Below are 17,300 nucleotides of genomic sequence, written 5' to 3'. Positions count from 1 at the left end.
AGTAAAGGCTGCTACCACGCAGAGCGTGGGAGCGATCATCAGCGTAATCCCTACTTCTTGCCCTTCACCACCAACTGCGCCGGCGCTTCGCCCAGTGCCTGCCAGTTCGGCCGATACATCGACTCCACTTGCGGCGGCGGCACGCGGTACACGCCCGGCGTCACAGCCCGCGCCAGATACAGCAGGTGCACGGTGTTAAAACCCTCCAGATCCACCGCAGCCACATAGCGATCGCCGCGGAATTCCTGATGCTTCACGCCGGCGTTTTCCATCGATTCGCGCCATTGCTTCACCGACTCGCTGGCGTCTTCGAGACTGGCCGAACTCTGCGCCAGATTCTGGTTTTCGATCTCCAGACCGGCCGGGAGCAGGTCCACCACCAGCGCATCCGGCACGCGCTCCTTGGCCTTGATCTCAAGGTGCACCAGGACCAGTTCGCCGCTCTTCAGCCCATTGAGGTTCAGCGCTGCGCCGTCCATGCCCAGGTAGTCGCGACTGATCGACAGGTTCTCGCCCCCGGCCGCAGGCGGCTGGGAGGGATACCCGGAGATCGTCATTTGCTGATACAGCGTGTCGCCACCGGTGTTCTGCACCGTCAACGGCGCGGCCAGCACTGAGCTGTCGAGTTTGACACCCGGCTGGTCGTTGCTCAGCTCGCGGTTATTGCTGCCGCTGGTCAGCGTCGCCGCCCATTTGGCCTCGGGCTTGCCGAGCAGATCGCGACCGGCAAGGAACAGCGAATTGCGCTCCTGGGTCGACAGATAGCGGTTCGCCGCGACCTGATCAGCCAGCGCAAACAGCCGCTCCTCGACCTTCTCCGGTGCGAGTTTGTTTTCTTCCAGCAACGACAGAATCAGCGCCTGATCACGCAACGGGCTGCCGTAATCGGCGAGCCAGTCGTTGGCCTTGCGACCGGCCGCCAGTCCTGCAAGCAACGCTTGATCCGCGCGGGGTTTGTCGCCCATTTTTTCCAGCGCGATGGACAACTGCACCAGCGGCAGGCCCGAGCGCGCATCACTGCGGCGGTCAAACAAGCTGCGCAGTGCACCCAGCGGCGCCTGCTGACTGCGCGACAACACCAGACCCGCGTAGGCCTGTACGGCAAAGCGGGTGTGGTCGGCGTTTTCGCTGTAATTGACCTCGATCTGATTGCGCTCCTGCAAGTAACGCAATAGCCGCTCATTGGCTTTCTTCAGCGCGTCCGGTGGCACGGCAAACCCTTGATCGCGAGCGCGCAGCAGGAAGTCGGTGACGTAGGCGGTCAACCAGTATTCCTCTTCGCCGTCCGCCGCCCACAGGCCGAAGCTGCCGTTGTAGCGCTGCATACCGATCAGTCGCTCAATGCCCAGCTCGATCTTGCGCTTGCGGTCGGCATCGGATTCACCTTGGAGGCCCAGACGCTTGAGCGTGGCGGCGTCGGCGTACAGCGACGGGTACAAGCCGCTGGTGGTCTGCTCCAAGCAACCGTAGGGATAGGCTTTGAGCGCGCGAATCTGCTCACCGAGGTTCAGCGGCGGACGGCTCGACACCGACAGCAACGCCTCACGACCAGCGGGCTCGAACGCCTCAAGGGCGCCCTCCGGCAGGCTCCACGCCTGATCCTTGAGCACTGCGCGATATTGCTTGAGCATCGCCGGGTACGCAGGGCGCACGCCGATGGTCCACTCGCGACTGAAGGCCGGCAGGTTTTCGCCCGGCAGGTCCAGGCCGTTGACCGTGACCCGAATCACGCCCTGACCGAAGCCGCCCAGCGCCTTGACCGGAATTTGCAGCGTGGTGCGTTGCCCCTGATTCAGGCTGACAGCTTTGGCGCTGTCGCCTTCGGCCAGACTCAACTGCCCTTCAGCAACCACTTGCACATTGAGCTTCTGCGCTTTACCGGAAAGGTTCGACAGGTCCAGCGCCACCTTGGTCTGGTCGCCACCCGCCAGGAATCGGGGTGCCGACAGCTCAGCGATCAACGGCGCCGCGACAACGGTTTTGGCTTCGGCCATGCCGTAGCGCTCGTCGGTCCAGGCCTGGGCCATGATCCGCAGCTCACCGTTGAAATCCGGGATGTCGACGCTGACTTCCGCGTCGCCCTGCTCGTTCAGGGTCACCGGCGCGCTTTGCAGGGCGACGATGGTGACGCTGGTTTCCGGGCGCTTGCCACCCTTGGCCAGTGCCGCGTCACCGCCGAAGGCCAGGCTGGCGAGACGATTACGGCCGGCCTCGATCAACTGCCCGTAGATGTCCAGTTGGTCGGCGCCGTATTCCTTGCGCCCGAACATCGCCGCAAACGGATCTGGCGTGGCGTATTCGGTGATATTGAGAATGCCCACGTCCACCGCAGCCACCAGCACATGCACGCTCTTCGGTATCGTGCCGTCGGCGTTCTTCGCATTGACCTTCAGTTTGAGCGGCTGCTTGGGCCGCATCTTCTCGGGCGCCGTGACGGTCAGCGCCAGCTTGCGCTGCGAACGGTCCAGCGGCAGGTGCAGCACGCCCACGGCGCGTTTCGGCGTGACGTTGGCTTTGCGCTCACCCGGACGAATCACCAGCGCGCTGACATAGAGGTCATGCCGCGCCCATTTCTTGTCCATCGGGATGTCGTAGGTTTTGCCTTCAGCGGGCACGTCGATCTCTTGCCACCACAGCGGCCCTTCGCTGGACTCCACCAACAGATAGCCCTTGCCCGCCGACGGTGGCGTGACCGTCACTTTTGCGGTGTCGCCATCGGCATAGGCCGGTTTGTCCAGCGCCAGCTTGACCTGATCGGGACGCACGGCGCCGCCTTCGGCGTTGTCCTGCCAGCGGTAACCGGCCCAGAAACGTACGCTGCTGATAAGGCCGGTGGCCGGATCCTCGACCTCGACGCGATACGGGCCCCACTCCACCGGGAAGCTGATTTTCGCCGTCGAGTCTTTCTTCACGCTGAGGGTTTCTTCGGACAGGTTGAGAAACTTCTCGTTGAAGTGATAGCTCCAGCCATCGCTGTCGGAGTAGTTCCAGTAGTAATCGCGGCGCTCGCGGACCAGCCGCACTTTGAGGTTATCGGCGGCCAGTTTGTGGCCCTGGGCGTCGGCCATCAGCACTTCGAACTCAACCGGGCCGTCACCGTCAGTGGCTTCGCCTTCGTACAAACCACGCAGGCCGGGCATTGCGTCAGCGGGCCAGACCGGCTGGGTCAGTCGCCGTGTGATCGGCCGTCCACCCGACTCCTGCAAACTGGCTTGCAGCACCAGCTCCAGCGGTGAACGGGCCTTGGCCCATTGGCTGTCAATGCTCAGGTCGAGCTTGCCGTTGGCGTCCAGCGTGCTGTCTTCGATTTCCAGGTCTTGCTTGAGGTCTTCCTCGGTCACCGAGCCAAACTGATAACCCGGCAGGCCGGGCACCGCTTCACGCAGAGGACGCACATACAACTGACCGTTCAGGCGATTGCCCGACGCTGGCGCGCCGTACAGGTATCGACCGGTGATGGCTACGTCGAACGGCGCATCGGGCGCCAGCGGGGTGTCGCTGCCCTTGAGTTCCAGCGCCATGCGCTCTGGCAGGAAATCTTCGACCTGGAATTCATACAGCTGCGGCTTGCCGTCACCCAGATCAAACACCAGTTGCCAGCGACCTGTCGGCGCTTCTTCCGACAGCTGCAACTGATATTGATAGAGCCCGGTGGCGTCAGCGTCCCACACGAACTTGCGACTGACCTGCTCATCCGGACGACGCACTTCCACGGTGATCGGCTGAGGTTTCACGCTCTTGCCGTCGCTGTCACGCAGCAAGCCATTGAGCAGCACCACTTCTCCCGGACGATAGAGGTCGCGCGGGCCAAAGATAAAGAATTGCAGCGGATGGGCCTTGGGGCCAGTGATGTCGAATTCCGCCAGATCCAAAGCGGCGCTGTTCAGGCGCAGCATGCTGGTCTGCTCGCCTTGATGGGCCAGCAGCACCTGAGCCTTGGCCGGCAACGGCAGCTCGGCGTGGCCGGCGTTGTCGGTCTTGCCCTGGCCGATCACACGGCCTTTCTCGTCATACAGCTCGACGTCAACGCCACTCAGGGCTTTGCCGCCTTCCAGTGCCTGGGTGAACACGTCCAGGCGATTGGCGTAACGGTGCGCCGACAGACCAATGTCGCTGAGGGTGAACAGCGTGGCCGGTTGCGTGTAGTTGTAGGTCCCGGAGGCGCGCATCACGGCCAGGTAAACGCCCGGCTGTTGCAACGGTTTGAGGCCGGAGATCGGCAGCAGCACGGTTTCTCGAGTGTTGCGCGCAGGGTTCAGGTCGAAACGGCCGCTGTAGACCAGATCAGCCAGGGGCAGCAGTTCTTTGGATTGGTAACTTTCAAGACTGGACGAGCCTTCCCACGAGCCGAGAAACGCAGGCAGCGACTCAGGCTTGATGCGGAAGAATTCGACGTCAACTTTATCGACGTTGAGGGCAATGACCGGCAGCCCCTCAGCGAGCCGGGTTGGCAGCAGACTGCCGCGACTGGCGAAGCCCACCGTCGCTTGCAGATCAGCCGTTTCCAGCCGCGCGGAATACTCTGCCGCCAGGGTGTTGTTGTTCACCGCCACCAGGCCCGGATCGATGGTCAGCACCAGCTTGCGCTTGGGCTCGAGGTGACGAAGGCGCAGCTCCATGAGGTTGTCCGACAGCTCCCAGGCGCCATCGACCTTGCCGTCCTTGCTGTCGACCAGGTGCACTTTTTCAGCGAACTTCTGATCAGGGTTCAAGGGCACCGAGAAGCTCAACGACAGCGTGCTGGCGCCATCGAGCTGAACTTCGGAGACGTCCACCACCGTCAACTCGCGCCCGGCGTACCGCTTGCTCAGCGCGGGAATATCCACCGCAGGCTTGGGCTTGGCATCGGCGGGGCCCGGTTGCACAACTGCCGCAGCAGGTGGAGCGGGGACAGCCGCGGGCTTGTCGGACGAAGAGGAATCGCAGGCACTAAGCAGTACCAGCGCGCAGGCCAGGAACAATCCTTTGTTTAGCATGAGGCACTCATTTGGACGGCAGCGATGAGGGAGCAGAAGTTATAGCACCGCTTGAGCAATCGTGAAGCGCGGCGCGCACATAGACCGTGGGTTTGTGCGTTTGTTCTCAAGGGGAAACGCAACGGTGGCTGCAGCAAACGCGCTTTGTCTGTCTGCCACGATCAACTGTAGGAGTGACCGGGGTGGCGCTCCACCTTGCTCGCGAAGGCATTTTCACAACAGATAGAGATGCGGCGGATGTACCGACGCTTTCGCGAGCAAGCTCACTCCTACAAGGTCGCGGTCGACTCAGAATCCAGGCCACGTCGCTGTACCGGTAGGAGTGAGCTTGCTCGCGAAGGCATTTTCACTACCGATAGAGATGCAGCGGATGTACTGACGCTTTCGCGGGCAAGCGCGCTCCTACAGTGGTTTTGCGGTGGGCGATGGATCCCGGTTGGGCGCGAAATCTATAGGCGATTCTTCGTCCAGAGATCGCGCAGTAACAGGACAACGACATACAGAAGTCCAGCATTCAGGCGTCGTCATCGCTACACTCGCGCGCTTGCCCGGGAGCCTTCATGTCCAACTTCTTCAACGACTGGCGCCAGCGCGCGACCCATCGGCAGGTGTGGGCGCTGGCCGCACCGATGATCCTGTCGAATATCTCCGTGCCGCTGGTTTCACTGGTGGACAGCACGGTCATCGGTCACCTGCCCCACGCTCACCAGCTCGGCGCTGTGGCGGTCGGCGGCACGCTGTACAGCTTTCTTGCCTGGGCGATGGGTTTTCTGCGCATGGGCACGACCGGTTTTGCCGCCCAGGCCGCCGGGCGCAATGACGGCGCTGCGCTGCGCCAGGTGCTGTTGCAGGGCCTGCTGCTGGCGATGGGGTTTTCGGTGCTGCTGGGACTGATCGGCCTGCCGTTCCAGCACCTGGCGCTGGAAATGATGCAGCCCTCGGACGACCTCAACGACCTGACCCGCGACTTCTTCCATACCCGCTTGTTCGGCTTACCGGCAGCGCTGGCGAGCTACGCGCTGGTGGGCTGGTTCCTCGGGCTGCAAAACGCTCGCGCGCCGCTGGCGATTCTGCTGACCACCAACCTGGTCAACATCGCGCTGAACCTGTGGTTCGTCATGGGCCTGGACTGGGGCGTGGTTGGCAGCGCGCGTGCGTCCGTCATCGCCGAATGGACCGGCGCCCTCCTCGGGCTCGCCCTCACCCACAAAGGCCTGCGCGCCTATCCGGGACAGCTGGCCGTGTCCGCGCTAAAGCGCTGGCAGAGCTGGCGACCGCTGCTCACGGTCAATCGCGATATCTTCATTCGCAGCCTGATCCTGCAATCGGTGTTCTTTTTGATCACCGTGCAAGGCGCTCGACTGGGCGATGCCACCGTCGCCGCCAATGCGCTGCTGCTTAATGGGCTGTTGCTGATGGCCCACGCGCTGGACGGCCTGGCTCACGCTGTCGAAGCGCTCTGCGGACACGCCATCGGCGCACGGGACCGCGACGCCTTGCGGCGCTCGCTGAATGTCTCCGGGGGCTGGTCGCTGATTTGCAGCGTCGCGTTCGTGGTGCTGTTTCTGCTGGGCGGGCACCTGTTCATCGAGCTGCAGACCGACATCACCGCAGTGCGCGAGATCGCTTTCGTTTATCTGCCCTATCTCGCCGTGCTGCCCTTTGTCGCGGTCTGGAGTTATTTGCTCGATGGTCTGTTCATCGGTGCCACCCGCGCTCGCGAGATGCGCAACGCGATGGTCGTCACGGCCTTGATCACCGCACCGTTTGCCTGGCTGGCAAGCGGGTTCGGCAACCACGGGCTGTGGCTGGTGTTTTTGCTGTTCATGGCGGTGCGAGCGCTGACGCTGGGGTATCTGGCGTTGAAGCTCAACCGCAGCGGCGCCTGGTTCAACGGCTGACCGAAACCCTCGACACCTGTGCCTGATCCTGGGCGTGGATGAACGCCACAACTTCCTCCAGCACAGGCGCCAGGCTGCGTAACGGCCTGGCCAATGCACCCACCAGCGTGCGGTGGCTGGTGCGAGAGAAATACAACTCACGCACTGACACGCCCTGAGTGCGCAAACGACTGGCCATGCCCCCCGTGTTGCGTTGCGGGTTTACCTCCGTGTCATCGGCGGAAGCGAGCAGCAGCGCCGGCGGTGATGCTGCGCTGACATGGTTGATCGGCTGGGAGTCGGGTGGCGAATTGGGGAAGTAAAACACCGGCTTCACCTCCGCGTCTTCGATGGGCAGGAAATCATAGGGCCCGGCCAGACCGATCCAGCCCTTGATGATGGAAGGCGTCGTGCCCGCTCCGGCCAGCCATTGTGGGTCCAGCGCCAGCATCGCCGCGTTGTAAGCCCCGGCACTGTGGCCCATTACATACAACTTTGCCGGATCGCCGCCGAACTGACGAATGTGCGCGTGGGTCCAGGCCACTGCCTGGGCGCTGTCCCGCAGCAGCTCCTGATAATGCACTTGCGGGTACAACCGGTAATCGGCGAGCACGGCAACGATGCCACGGGACGCGAGCGCCTCCCCGACGAACGCGTAGTCGCCCCGCGATCCGCTGGTCCAGCTGCCGCCATAAAAGAACACGACGACCGGCGCGTCCGGCACTGCATCTCTGGGCGTGTAGATATCGAGTTTATTGCGCGGGTCCGGACCGTACGTCAGGTCAGACGTTCTGCTGAAGGTGTCGCTCGGGGTAAACGCGTTGAGCACCTTCAACGGCGAGCATGCCATCAGCAAGGTCATCAGCCAGGCGGTGAACGCCGCTTTGAGCGCCAGTTTGATCATGGTTCATTCTCATAAAACGCTGGAGGAGGTCTTGCATGCAGGGTGACGTTTGATCTTCGCCGACTGGCATTGCAAACGAAGAAAACGGGCCACCGGGGCCCGTTTTTTTCAAATTGCCTGCATCATCACGACGACAGGTAGGACGACCGCGTCAGGCCCAGACGCAAGGCATCCAGAAACTGGGTGCGTTCACGCGGGGTGATCTTGGCGCTGGCGACTTTGTCCCGATAATGGGTCATCAGCTCTTCCGGCGACAAGTGCACGTAACGCAGCATGTCTTCGATGGTGTCGTGGGTTTCGATCCCGGCCGAATACGCACTGCCATCCTGATTCTGGTAGATGTTCACCGAATCAGTGTCACCGAACAGGTTGTGCATGTCGCCCAGAATCTCCTGATACGCACCGACCAGGAACACGCCCAGCAAGTAATCCTCACCCTCGTTCAACGAGTGAACCGGCAGGCTGGTCTCGATGCTCTGCTCGTCGACGTACTGATTGATCTTGCCGTCGGAGTCACAGGTCAGGTCTTGCAGCACGGCGCGACGCAGCGGCTCCTCGTCCAGACGATGCAGCGGAATGATCGGCAGCACCTGATCGATCGCCCAGGTATCCGGCAGGCTCTGGAACACCGAGAAGTTGCAGATGTACTTGTCGGCCAGCTTGTCGTTGAGCTCGTCGAGCACCTGACGATGAGAGCGCTGACGGGCTTTCAGCGAGTTATGCAAACGGCGGCACACCGCGAAGTAGCACTGCTCGCCCAAGGCCTTTTGCGCCAGGGTGATCTTGCCGTCGGAATACTGGGACGCGATGTCGCTCATGTAGTGAGTGGCGCGCCAGTAGGTCTCGGTGACCATTTCGATGTCGGTCGGGCCGAGCAGGTCGATCAGCCATTGCAGGGTTTCCGGCAGGCTTTCCTTGTCGGTGATTTCCGGCACTTCGTCGTTGTGACGCTCGACGTCGGTGACCTGAATCACGAGCATGGCGTGGTGCGCGGTCAGCGAACGGCCGCTTTCCGAGAAAATGTGCGGATGCGGCAGGCCCTGCGCGTCGCAGAACTCCTTGAGCATCCCGACCACGACGCCGGCGTAATCGTCCATGTCATAGTTGATCGAACTGGCGTTGCGCGAATGCGTGCCGTCGTAGTCGACACCCAGGCCACCGCCTACGTCGATGTGATCGACCGGCAGGCCGAGGTTGCGCAGCTCGCCGTAGTAACGAATCGCTTCCTTGAAACCATGCTGATAGTCGGCCAGGTTGGCGATCTGCGAACCCATGTGGAAGTGCAGCAGGCGGATGCCCTGATCGAGCCCGGCCTTGGTGAAGCGTTCTACGACCGACAGCAATTGCGCAGCGGACAGCCCGAACTTGGACTTCTCGCCGCCGGTGTCGGCCCACTTGCTGGAAGCCAGGGACGACAGGCGCACACGCAGACCCACTTGCGGCGCGACCTTCAGCTCGGCGGCTTCTTCGATCACCAGTTCGACTTCGGACTCTTTCTCGATAACGATGAAAACGTTGTGGCCCAGCTTCTGACCCATCAAGGCCAGACGAATGAATTCGCGGTCCTTGTAGCCGTTGCAGACGATGGTGCCGCCCTTCGGCGCCAGAGCCAGCACGGCCATCAGCTCAGGTTTGGAACCGGCTTCGAGACCAATGGAAACGTTTTGCGTGGCGATGATGTTTTCCACCACCGCCTCTTGCTGGTTGACCTTGATCGGGTACAGCGCGGTGTATTTGCTCTGGTATTCCAGACGAGCGATGTTCTCGTCGAACGCACCGGTCAGCTGACGCACGCGGTCCTGCAGGATGTCAGGGAAGCGCACCAGCAGTGGCAGGGACAAGCCGCTCTTGCGCAGCTGATCGACCTGCTCGTAAAGATCGATGGGCGAGCTGGTCGGCCCGTTGGGGCGAACTTCAACGCGGCCGGCTTCATTGATTGCGAAATAACCGGCCCCCCAATGACGGATCCCGTAGACACTGCGGCTGTCTGCCACGGTCCATTGGCTGCCATCGTCTTTGCGTGTGCGTCGTACGGACATCAAAGTCCCCTATAGAAAAGTCATAAAGCCCCGGCCTGACCGGCTGGGCGCAGTGTAGAGCGTGGAAATGACGGTTTGGCGCCTGCTCGCTGTGGGGCAATAGACCCGCATTGCGCAGCAGAGTTTGCATGGGTGACTGCAGCCAGACCGACGACGAATATCAACGGGCTCGAAACAGACGGCTCAACCGCCCGACTTCTTCGCCTTGAAACCCTGCTTGACCAGCTCGGCCAGCAGCGTTTCGACGTGGTCACCCTGGATCTCGATCACGCCATCCTTCAGCGCGCCGCCGGTTCCGCAGCGTTGCTTGAGGGTCTTTGCCAAGTCCTTGAGCGCGTCCTCGGCCAGCGGAACGCCGGTGACGGTCGTAACGGTCTTGCCGCCGCGGCCTTTGCTTTCACGGCGCACGCGGGCGATGCCATCACCTTCCGGGATGAGCGTGCTTTTGCAGGTGCAGGCGTCGACGGGCTGACGGCAGTCGGGACAATGCCGACCGGCATCGGTTGAAAATACCAGGCCACCGAGGGCGGCGAAGGATGCGGCTTTTTTGGCCACCGGCAATCCTCTTGTTGAGGAGCGAAGTCTGGCCGACGGGAGCCGACCGCGAAGCCCCACTCAGGCAGGGGCAGCGCTACCGGATCGCAAGGGCGGTCCGGCGTGAAAAGTCGCGCAGTGTAACGGCAAAAGGCGCCGATGCTAAGTGCAAATATGCGCCAATTTACGGGACATTTGCGACGCCTTCCAAATAGCGCTTAAGGGCGGCCAGCGAGTCCGGGCAGTAAGGCTTTTCAGTGGTTTCGCGGAGCACTTGATCGATGCTCAGAAAGCGCGCTTGCAGCACTTCTTCCGGCTGGAGCTTCAGCGGCCCGTCCCAGACTGCCGAAAACACCGCGCACCACAGCCGGTTATCCGGTTGATCGAAGAAAAAACGCTCGTGCGCCGCAAGCGGCACGCCGGAGACGCCCAGCTCTTCCGCCAGTTCACGCGCCGCCGAGAGCTCGTAGCCTTCATCGGCCTGCACCATGCCGCCCGCCGCCACATCCCAATAACCGGGATAAATCGCCTTGCTCAGCGTGCGTTGATGCACACACAGTTCGCCAGCCGAATTGAACAGCAAGATGTAGGTGCCGCGCCCGATCAGGCCGCGCTCACGCAGCTCTGCCCGGGGCAAGGAACCCAGGGGTTGATCGTGACGATCAACCCAGGCAATCAGCTCGGCGTCGGAAGCCGCACGGTGGGCGGCCTCTTGATCGGAAACACTCATCGATCAGCCTTGGGACAGCAGCTGACGCAGGTCAATCACCGCCGCGTTGGCACGCGACAGATAGTTGGCCATGACCAGCGAGTGGTTGGCGAAGATGCCGAACGGGCTGCCGTTGAGGATCATCGGGCTCCAGATCGGCTCTTGCGAGGCTTCCAGTTCACGAATGATCTGACGCACGCTGACGGTTGCATTCTTCTTCGCCAGAACATCGGCGAAATCGACTTCGATCGCGCGCAGCAGGTGCGACAGCGCCCAGGCCTGACCGCGTGCTTCGTAGAAGACGTTGTCGATCTGCATCCATGGGGTTTCAACAATTTCTTCGTCAACCTGCGGGACTTCGCCCGGCTTGACCGTGACCGTGGACTGCGCTTCGGTTTTCAGGGTGCTGTTCAGCTTGACCCGGCCCACGCTGGCGGACAGCCGCTGGGACAGAGAACCCAGTCGCGTACCGACGTCGCCCAGCCAGTTATTCAGGTTATCGGCGCGGGTGTAGAACAGAGCGCCCTTCTGGTTCGGGTCAGACAGGCGCGCCTGATAGCGGCTCAGCGCAGCGATGCCGTCGCGGTATTGAGACTCGCTCGAAGGCAGCACCCAGCTTTTGTTGTCGAAGTTGAACAGCGGCTCGGCACGCGCCAGATCGCCATCTTCAGCGGACTGGGATTGCGAGCGGGCGAAGTCTTTACGCAGTGCGCGGCTCAGGTCGCGCACCTGGACCAATACGCCGTATTCCCAGCTCGGCATATTGTCCATCCACAGGCCGGGCGGCGAGCGATCGTTGGAGATGTAACCGCCTGGCTTGTCCAGCAGGGTGGACGCGACGGTCTTGAGGGTTTCGACGGTGGTGTAGCCCAGCACCATCTGCTTGCCTTCGCTTTGCGCGGCAGCCTGGGCTTGCTGCTGAACCGGAAACAGGGGCGGTTCGCTGCTCCACCAGATGCCGAGCACCACGGTGACAACCAGATAAATACCCACCACGGCCCCGACGGCGCGACTGAACAACAGGCCGCCCCAATAACCGCGAGAACCGCGAGGCGCCTTGCCCATCGGCTTTTCGTCAACGCGTTCAGTTCCCGCGCTGCCCGAGCGCTTCTTCCAATCCAGCATGGCCTTGTCCTTTCAATCACGGAATTCAGTGCTTCTGACCGCAACCTTACAGCAAGGTGCGTTTGCCAGGGAATGTGGTGGCAGGTGCAATTGTTTAGCAACTGAGCCGAGCGGATTGTAAACGCCGCGCGGTCTTTCCGACGCTTCCCCCGCCTAAAGCCGGTGCTGATAGGGATATGGGGCTTGAGTGCATCTCATCCATTTTCCTGCCTCTCAAAACCACTGCTGATCACCCCTTATGAGTTGAACCAACTGGTACGAACACTCGAGCGCGTTAAAAGGTGCAAAGTTGGTGGATAAAAAGCTTAACAATGACAAGAAAATGACTTGCGGCATCCTGACCAGGGAAAACTAGTGCTAGCATAGCGCCAGTATTTAAATCGGGGCTTGCCCTATAAAGAAGCCAGGACATGACCGAAGCAGCAGACCCGAGCCGCGACCGGCTCAGACACCACTTTGCCCAGCGCGTTATCCATCAGGCTCGTCAGATTCTTGAGGTATGGCAGCGCCTGCAGCACGGTGAATGGTCGCCAGCGGACATGGCTGAGCTCACCGAAGCCAACCAGCGGCTGCTGCGTTTCGCCGAACGTTTCGAGCAGGCCGAACACGTGCAACTGGCCACCGCCATTAACCTGGCATTGCTGGACGTCGACGCCAATCGCGGCCGTTTGAGCAGCGCCCTGATTACCGACCTTAATCGCCTGATGCAACGCCTGTCCCGAACCGGCCTCAGGCACGGTGACCGTCTTGAGCAAACCGCCCTGCCGCCCCTGCGCAAGCCGATTTACATCGTGCTGGAGGACTATGAACGCGGCGAGCGTCTGGCCAGGCAACTGGAATTCTTCGGCCTGAGCGCGCAGTCACTCGGCTGCGTCGACACGTTCCACATGACCATGGCAGAGCGCTTGCCCGCCGCCGTCGTCATGGACGTCGACTTTGGTGGTGCTGGCGAAGGCCTGAAGCTCGCCACCCAGATGCAGGAAGGTCTCGAGCAAAAACTGCCGTTGCTGTTTTTCAGCCATCACGAGACAGACACGCCCACGCGCCTCGCCGCCGTGCGCGCTGGAGGCGAAGAGTTTCTGACCGGCACGCTGGAGGCCTCAAGCCTGCTGGAGAAAATTGAAATCCTGACCCGGGTCGCTCAGTACGAACCGTACAAGGTGCTGATCATCGACGATTCACGCGCCCAGGCGACACACACCGAGCGCTTGCTCAACGGCGCCGGAATCGTCACCCGTACCCTGCTCGACCCGATCAAAACCATGCCTGAGCTGGCCGACTTTCAGCCTGACCTGATCATCCTCGACATGTACATGCCCGGTTGCACCGGCACCGAGCTGGCCAAGGTGATCCGCCACAATGACCGCTACGTCAGCGTGCCGATCATTTATCTCTCGGCGGAAGACGATCTGGACAAACAGCTGGATGCGATGAGCGAAGGCGGCGACGACTTCCTTACCAAACCCATCAAGCCTCGCCATCTGATCACCACCGTGCGCAACCGCGCAGCGCGGGCGCGCAACCTCAAGGCGCGCATGGTCCGCGACAGCCTGACCGGCCTGTACAACCACACGCACATCCTTCAACTGCTGGAAGATTGCAGCTTCCGCTCCCGGCGGGAGAACAAGCCGCTGAGCTTCGCCATGCTGGACATCGACCACTTCAAGAGGGTCAACGACGGCCACGGCCACCCCATGGGCGACCGTGTAATCAAGAGCCTGGCGCTGTTCCTCAAGCAACGCCTGCGCAAGACCGACTACATCGGTCGCTATGGCGGTGAGGAGTTCGCCGTGGTCATGCCGGACACTGACCTGGCTGCCGCCCACGGCGTGCTCGACGAAATCCGCCAGCGCTTCGCTGAAATCCACTACCCCGCGCAGCCCGTGGATCTGTTCTGCACGTTCAGCGCCGGGGTGGTGGAAATCGCCGAGGACGACGACGCACTGATGATGGCCTCGCAAGCAGACGAGGCGCTGTACCGGGCAAAAAAGGCAGGTCGCAATCAGGTGCATGGCCTGGAGGTACGAGTGGCAATGACGTCTCTGAGCAAACACACCCAGTCGGACATCGTTTGACTGCTGCGTCCTGCATCATTTTCAGACCGAAGTTCAGACCGAAGAACTCTAGCCCTCCCTGCACGCCCGCAGACACTCCGCTATCATGCGCGGACTTTTGTGATGCGAGACCGCCATGCGCCGCCTGCTTTGTCTGTTACTGCTGATCTGTACCTTGCCCGCCGTTGGCGCGAGCTTTCTGGAGAACAGATCGAGCCCCACACTGGGCGGCGCCGCAGTGGACAACAGCAAGGACTTCCTGCCGGTTCGTCAGGCGTTTCAGCTGAACCTGAGCGACACCACACCCGAATCCATCAAGCTGCAGTTTGTCGCCACCGAAGGCTATTACCTGTATCGGCATCGCTTTCAATTTCGCACCGAACCTGCCGACATCGGCCTCGGCGTTGCGCAACTGCCCGACGGCGAAAAGAAACATGATGAGTACTTCGGCGACGTCGAGGTCTACCACGGCATTCTCGACGTCGCCCTGCCGCGCAAAGCCGGAGACACGCGGCCCTTCACGCTTATCGTCACCTATCAGGGCTGCGCGGACAAAGGGCTCTGCTACCCACCGGAAACCGAGCGCCTGAGCATTGGCGGCGCGAGCCCCGCAGTGTCCGATACCCCACTCGCTGGCGATGCCACCCACGTCGAGTTCAGCTGGAAACAACTGGCGCTGTTTTTCCTCGCCGGCGTCGGGCTGACCTTCACGCCATGCGTGCTGCCGATGCTGCCGATCCTCTCCGGCGTGGTCCTGCGCGGGCAGATCGGCGGGCTGCGCGGTTTCTCTTTGTCCCTGGCCTACGTGCTGCCGATGGCGATCTGCTTTGCCATTCTTGGCGCAGTGATGGGTATGTTTGGCGCCAGCCTGAATCTGCAGGCGCGGTTGCAGTCCGCGTGGGTGCTCGTGCCGTTCGCCGGGTTCTTTGCGCTGTTTGCCGTCGCCATGTTCGGCGCGTTCGAGTTGCGCCTGCCCCGCGCGCTCAATGACCGACTGGACCGGATCGCTGGCAATACGCAGGGCGGCTCCTTGTGGGGCGCAGCCGTTCTGGGCGTGGTTTCTAGCCTGCTGGTTTCGCCATGCGTTTCGGCACCATTGGCCGGCGCGCTGCTTTATATAAGCGCCAGCGGCGATGCGCTGGGTGGCGCCTTGAAACTGTTCGTTCTGGGCCTGGGCATGGGCGCGCCGCTGGTGCTGGTAGCAACGGGCGGCGCGGCGTGGCTGCCTAAAAGCGGGCCGTGGCTGGTCGCGGTCAAGAATGCCATCGGCGTACTGTTGCTGGCCCTCGCCATCGGTTTGCTCAGCCGTGTGATTCCGGGGCAGGCCACGTTGCTGTTGATCGGACTGCTATGGGCCGGCGTCGCGTTGTTCCTGGGCGCACTGGAATTCGGCGAAAAAACCACGCGAGGCCGCCTCGCTCAACTGCTTGGCGTGTTCTTGCTGTTTTACGCCCTTGCCTGCTGGTATGGCGCGTTAAGCGGTCAGACGGATCCGCTACGTCCGCTGGGTCAATCCAGGATCGATTCGGGCCCTGCCCAACCGGCTGCGGAAAGCCGCTGGCAGACCGTGACCCAGGCCAGCGAAATGGACCGGATCCTTGCCGAGTCAGAAAGCGAAGGCCAGCCGGTCTTGGTCGACTGGTACGCCGACTGGTGCATCAGCTGCAAGGTCATCGAGCATGAGGTGCTGCCGGATCCGAAAATCGTCAGTCAGCTGGGCGCTTTCAGACTGATCCGTTTCGACATGACTGACAGCAACACGGAGCAACGTGCATTGCTGGATCGCTACAAACTGTTTGGCCCTCCCGCGCTGCTTTTTTTCGGAAAAAACGGCAACGAGCTGGAAAACGTGCGTGTCGTCGGCGAAATCGACGTCGAAGCGTTCGCAGAGCGCCTTTCTAGAGCAAATGACCAAATTTAGCGCCATGGTCACAAACTTCGCGCGAACATCGGGCATCGTGCTGAATATTGTGGGTAACTGGACAGTCCATCGTACTTTCCGGCATAGTCGCTGCCCATCAGCGGCTCACTCTGTACGTGAGCGTCGAAAACGCGAACAACAAGGAACACTCGATGGCGACTTTTCTGGTTCTTCACGGACCGAACCTGAACCTGCTGGGGACCCGTGAACCGGGGATCTATGGCTCGATCACGTTGGCCGATATCAACCAGGATCTGGAACAGCGTGCGCGCGAAGCCGGTCACCACCTGATGTACCTGCAGAGCAACGCTGAGTACGAGCTGATCGATCGCATCCACGCTGCACGCGATGAAGGCGTGGACTTCATCCTGATCAATCCGGCTGCTTTTACGCACACAAGTGTTGCGATACGTGACGCGTTGCTGGGAGTGAGCATCCCATTCATCGAAGTGCACCTGTCAAACGTGCACAAGCGCGAACCTTTCCGCCATCACTCCTACTTTTCAGATGTTGCTGTAGGCGTGATCTGCGGCCTTGGCGCCAGCGGTTACCGACTGGCCCTGGAGGCCGCCCTGGAACAATTGGCCAAGAGTTCGAAAGCGTGAACGGCCCAGTCCCGTACTGAGCCAGACCGCCGGAACCGGCTACCAAATCCCCCTGACCGTCCCTTGGGAGTTGATGATTAATGGATATCCGTAAAGTCAAGAAACTGATCGAACTGCTGGAAGAGTCCGGCATCGACGAACTGGAGATCCGTGAAGGCGAAGAATCCGTACGGATCAGCCGTCACAGCAAGACTCCAGCACAGCAGTACTACGCGCCTGCCCCGGTTGCCGCTCCGGCACCTGCCCCGGTTGCAGCGCCAGTGGCCGCCGCCGCTGAAGCACCTGCTGCTCCACAGCACGCCGGCAATGTCATCAAGTCGCCAATGGTCGGTACCTTCTACCGCACCCCGGCGCCTGGCTCGCCAGCCTTCGTCGAAGTCGGCAAGACCGTCAAGAAAGGCGACACCATCTGCATCGTTGAAGCGATGAAAATGATGAACCACATCGAAGCCGAAGTCAGCGGCACGATCGAATCCATCCTGGTAGAAAACGGTCAGCCGGTTGAGTATGACCAGCCGCTGTTCACCATCGTTTGAACCGGGGAGAGCCTGCG

11 protein-coding genes are annotated in these 17,300 nt (G+C 61.5%); 5 read left to right on the top strand and 6 right to left on the bottom strand.

Annotation, left to right across the window (positions count from 1 at the left end; all coding sequences use genetic code 11):
- Positions 1 to 50: 50 nt before the first annotated feature.
- Positions 51 to 4,976 carry an alpha-2-macroglobulin family protein gene (locus tag ACYAR8_RS05275; RefSeq protein WP_463579265.1) on the bottom strand — a complete coding sequence of 1,642 codons (4,926 nt, stop codon included), beginning with the start codon at positions 4,974 to 4,976 and terminating at the stop codon, positions 51 to 53.
- Positions 4,977 to 5,536: 560 nt separating this feature from the next.
- Between ACYAR8_RS05275 and ACYAR8_RS05270 the strand changes: the two genes are divergently transcribed.
- Positions 5,537 to 6,877 carry an MATE family efflux transporter gene (locus ACYAR8_RS05270; protein ID WP_463579264.1) on the top strand — a complete coding sequence of 447 codons (1,341 nt, stop codon included), beginning with the start codon at positions 5,537 to 5,539 and terminating at the stop codon, positions 6,875 to 6,877.
- On the opposite strand, the gene ACYAR8_RS05265 is transcribed toward ACYAR8_RS05270, so the two are convergent.
- From ACYAR8_RS05265 to ACYAR8_RS05245, 5 genes are all read right to left on the bottom strand, one after another.
- On the bottom strand, positions 6,867 to 7,760 hold the full coding sequence (locus tag ACYAR8_RS05265) for an alpha/beta hydrolase (RefSeq protein ID WP_463579263.1): 894 nt from the start codon (positions 7,758 to 7,760) through the stop codon (positions 6,867 to 6,869). The two genes, ACYAR8_RS05270 and ACYAR8_RS05265, sit on opposite strands and share 11 nt — an antisense overlap.
- 125 nt (positions 7,761 to 7,885) lie before the next feature.
- The gene (gene speA, locus ACYAR8_RS05260) at positions 7,886 to 9,799 is read right to left on the bottom strand and encodes an arginine decarboxylase (protein ID WP_065987722.1); all 1,914 of its coding nucleotides are present in this window, start codon (positions 9,797 to 9,799) and stop codon (positions 7,886 to 7,888) included.
- Between the two features lie 183 nt (positions 9,800 to 9,982).
- Positions 9,983 to 10,354: a translation initiation factor Sui1 gene (locus ACYAR8_RS05255; protein ID WP_265387285.1), complete on the bottom strand. Its 372-nt coding sequence runs from the start codon at positions 10,352 to 10,354 to the stop codon at positions 9,983 to 9,985.
- Positions 10,355 to 10,517: 163 nt separating this feature from the next.
- Positions 10,518 to 11,063: an NUDIX hydrolase gene (locus ACYAR8_RS05250; protein ID WP_074890459.1), complete on the bottom strand. Its 546-nt coding sequence runs from the start codon at positions 11,061 to 11,063 to the stop codon at positions 10,518 to 10,520.
- 3 nt (positions 11,064 to 11,066) lie between these two features.
- A complete protein-coding gene (locus ACYAR8_RS05245; protein ID WP_192173430.1) occupies positions 11,067 to 12,167 on the bottom strand; it encodes a DUF2333 family protein in 1,101 nt (366 codons plus the stop codon).
- Positions 12,168 to 12,577: 410 nt separating this feature from the next.
- Here ACYAR8_RS05245 and ACYAR8_RS05240 point away from each other — a divergent pair, with 410 nt between their 5' ends.
- The 4 genes from ACYAR8_RS05240 to accB all read left to right on the top strand — a co-directional run bounded on the left by ACYAR8_RS05240 (position 12,578) and on the right by accB (position 17,283).
- Positions 12,578 to 14,242, top strand: coding sequence for a diguanylate cyclase (locus ACYAR8_RS05240; RefSeq protein ID WP_463579262.1), 1,665 nt, complete (start codon positions 12,578 to 12,580; stop codon positions 14,240 to 14,242).
- Positions 14,243 to 14,357: 115 nt separating this feature from the next.
- On the top strand, positions 14,358 to 16,142 hold the full coding sequence (locus ACYAR8_RS05235; RefSeq protein ID WP_108119008.1) for a protein-disulfide reductase DsbD: 1,785 nt from the start codon (positions 14,358 to 14,360) through the stop codon (positions 16,140 to 16,142).
- A 152-nt stretch (positions 16,143 to 16,294) separates the two neighbouring features.
- Positions 16,295 to 16,747 (top strand): type II 3-dehydroquinate dehydratase, encoded by a 453-nt coding sequence (gene aroQ / locus ACYAR8_RS05230; RefSeq protein ID WP_074890452.1) that lies wholly within the window; start codon positions 16,295 to 16,297, stop codon positions 16,745 to 16,747.
- A gap of 80 nt (positions 16,748 to 16,827) precedes the next feature.
- Positions 16,828 to 17,283, top strand: coding sequence for an acetyl-CoA carboxylase biotin carboxyl carrier protein (gene accB, locus ACYAR8_RS05225; protein WP_074890450.1), 456 nt, complete (start codon positions 16,828 to 16,830; stop codon positions 17,281 to 17,283).
- Positions 17,284 to 17,300 lie beyond the last annotated feature (17 nt).

It is taken from the genome of Pseudomonas sp. HP_01 (assembly GCF_055284355.1).
This window is presented reverse-complemented; position numbering and strand designations above follow the sequence as displayed.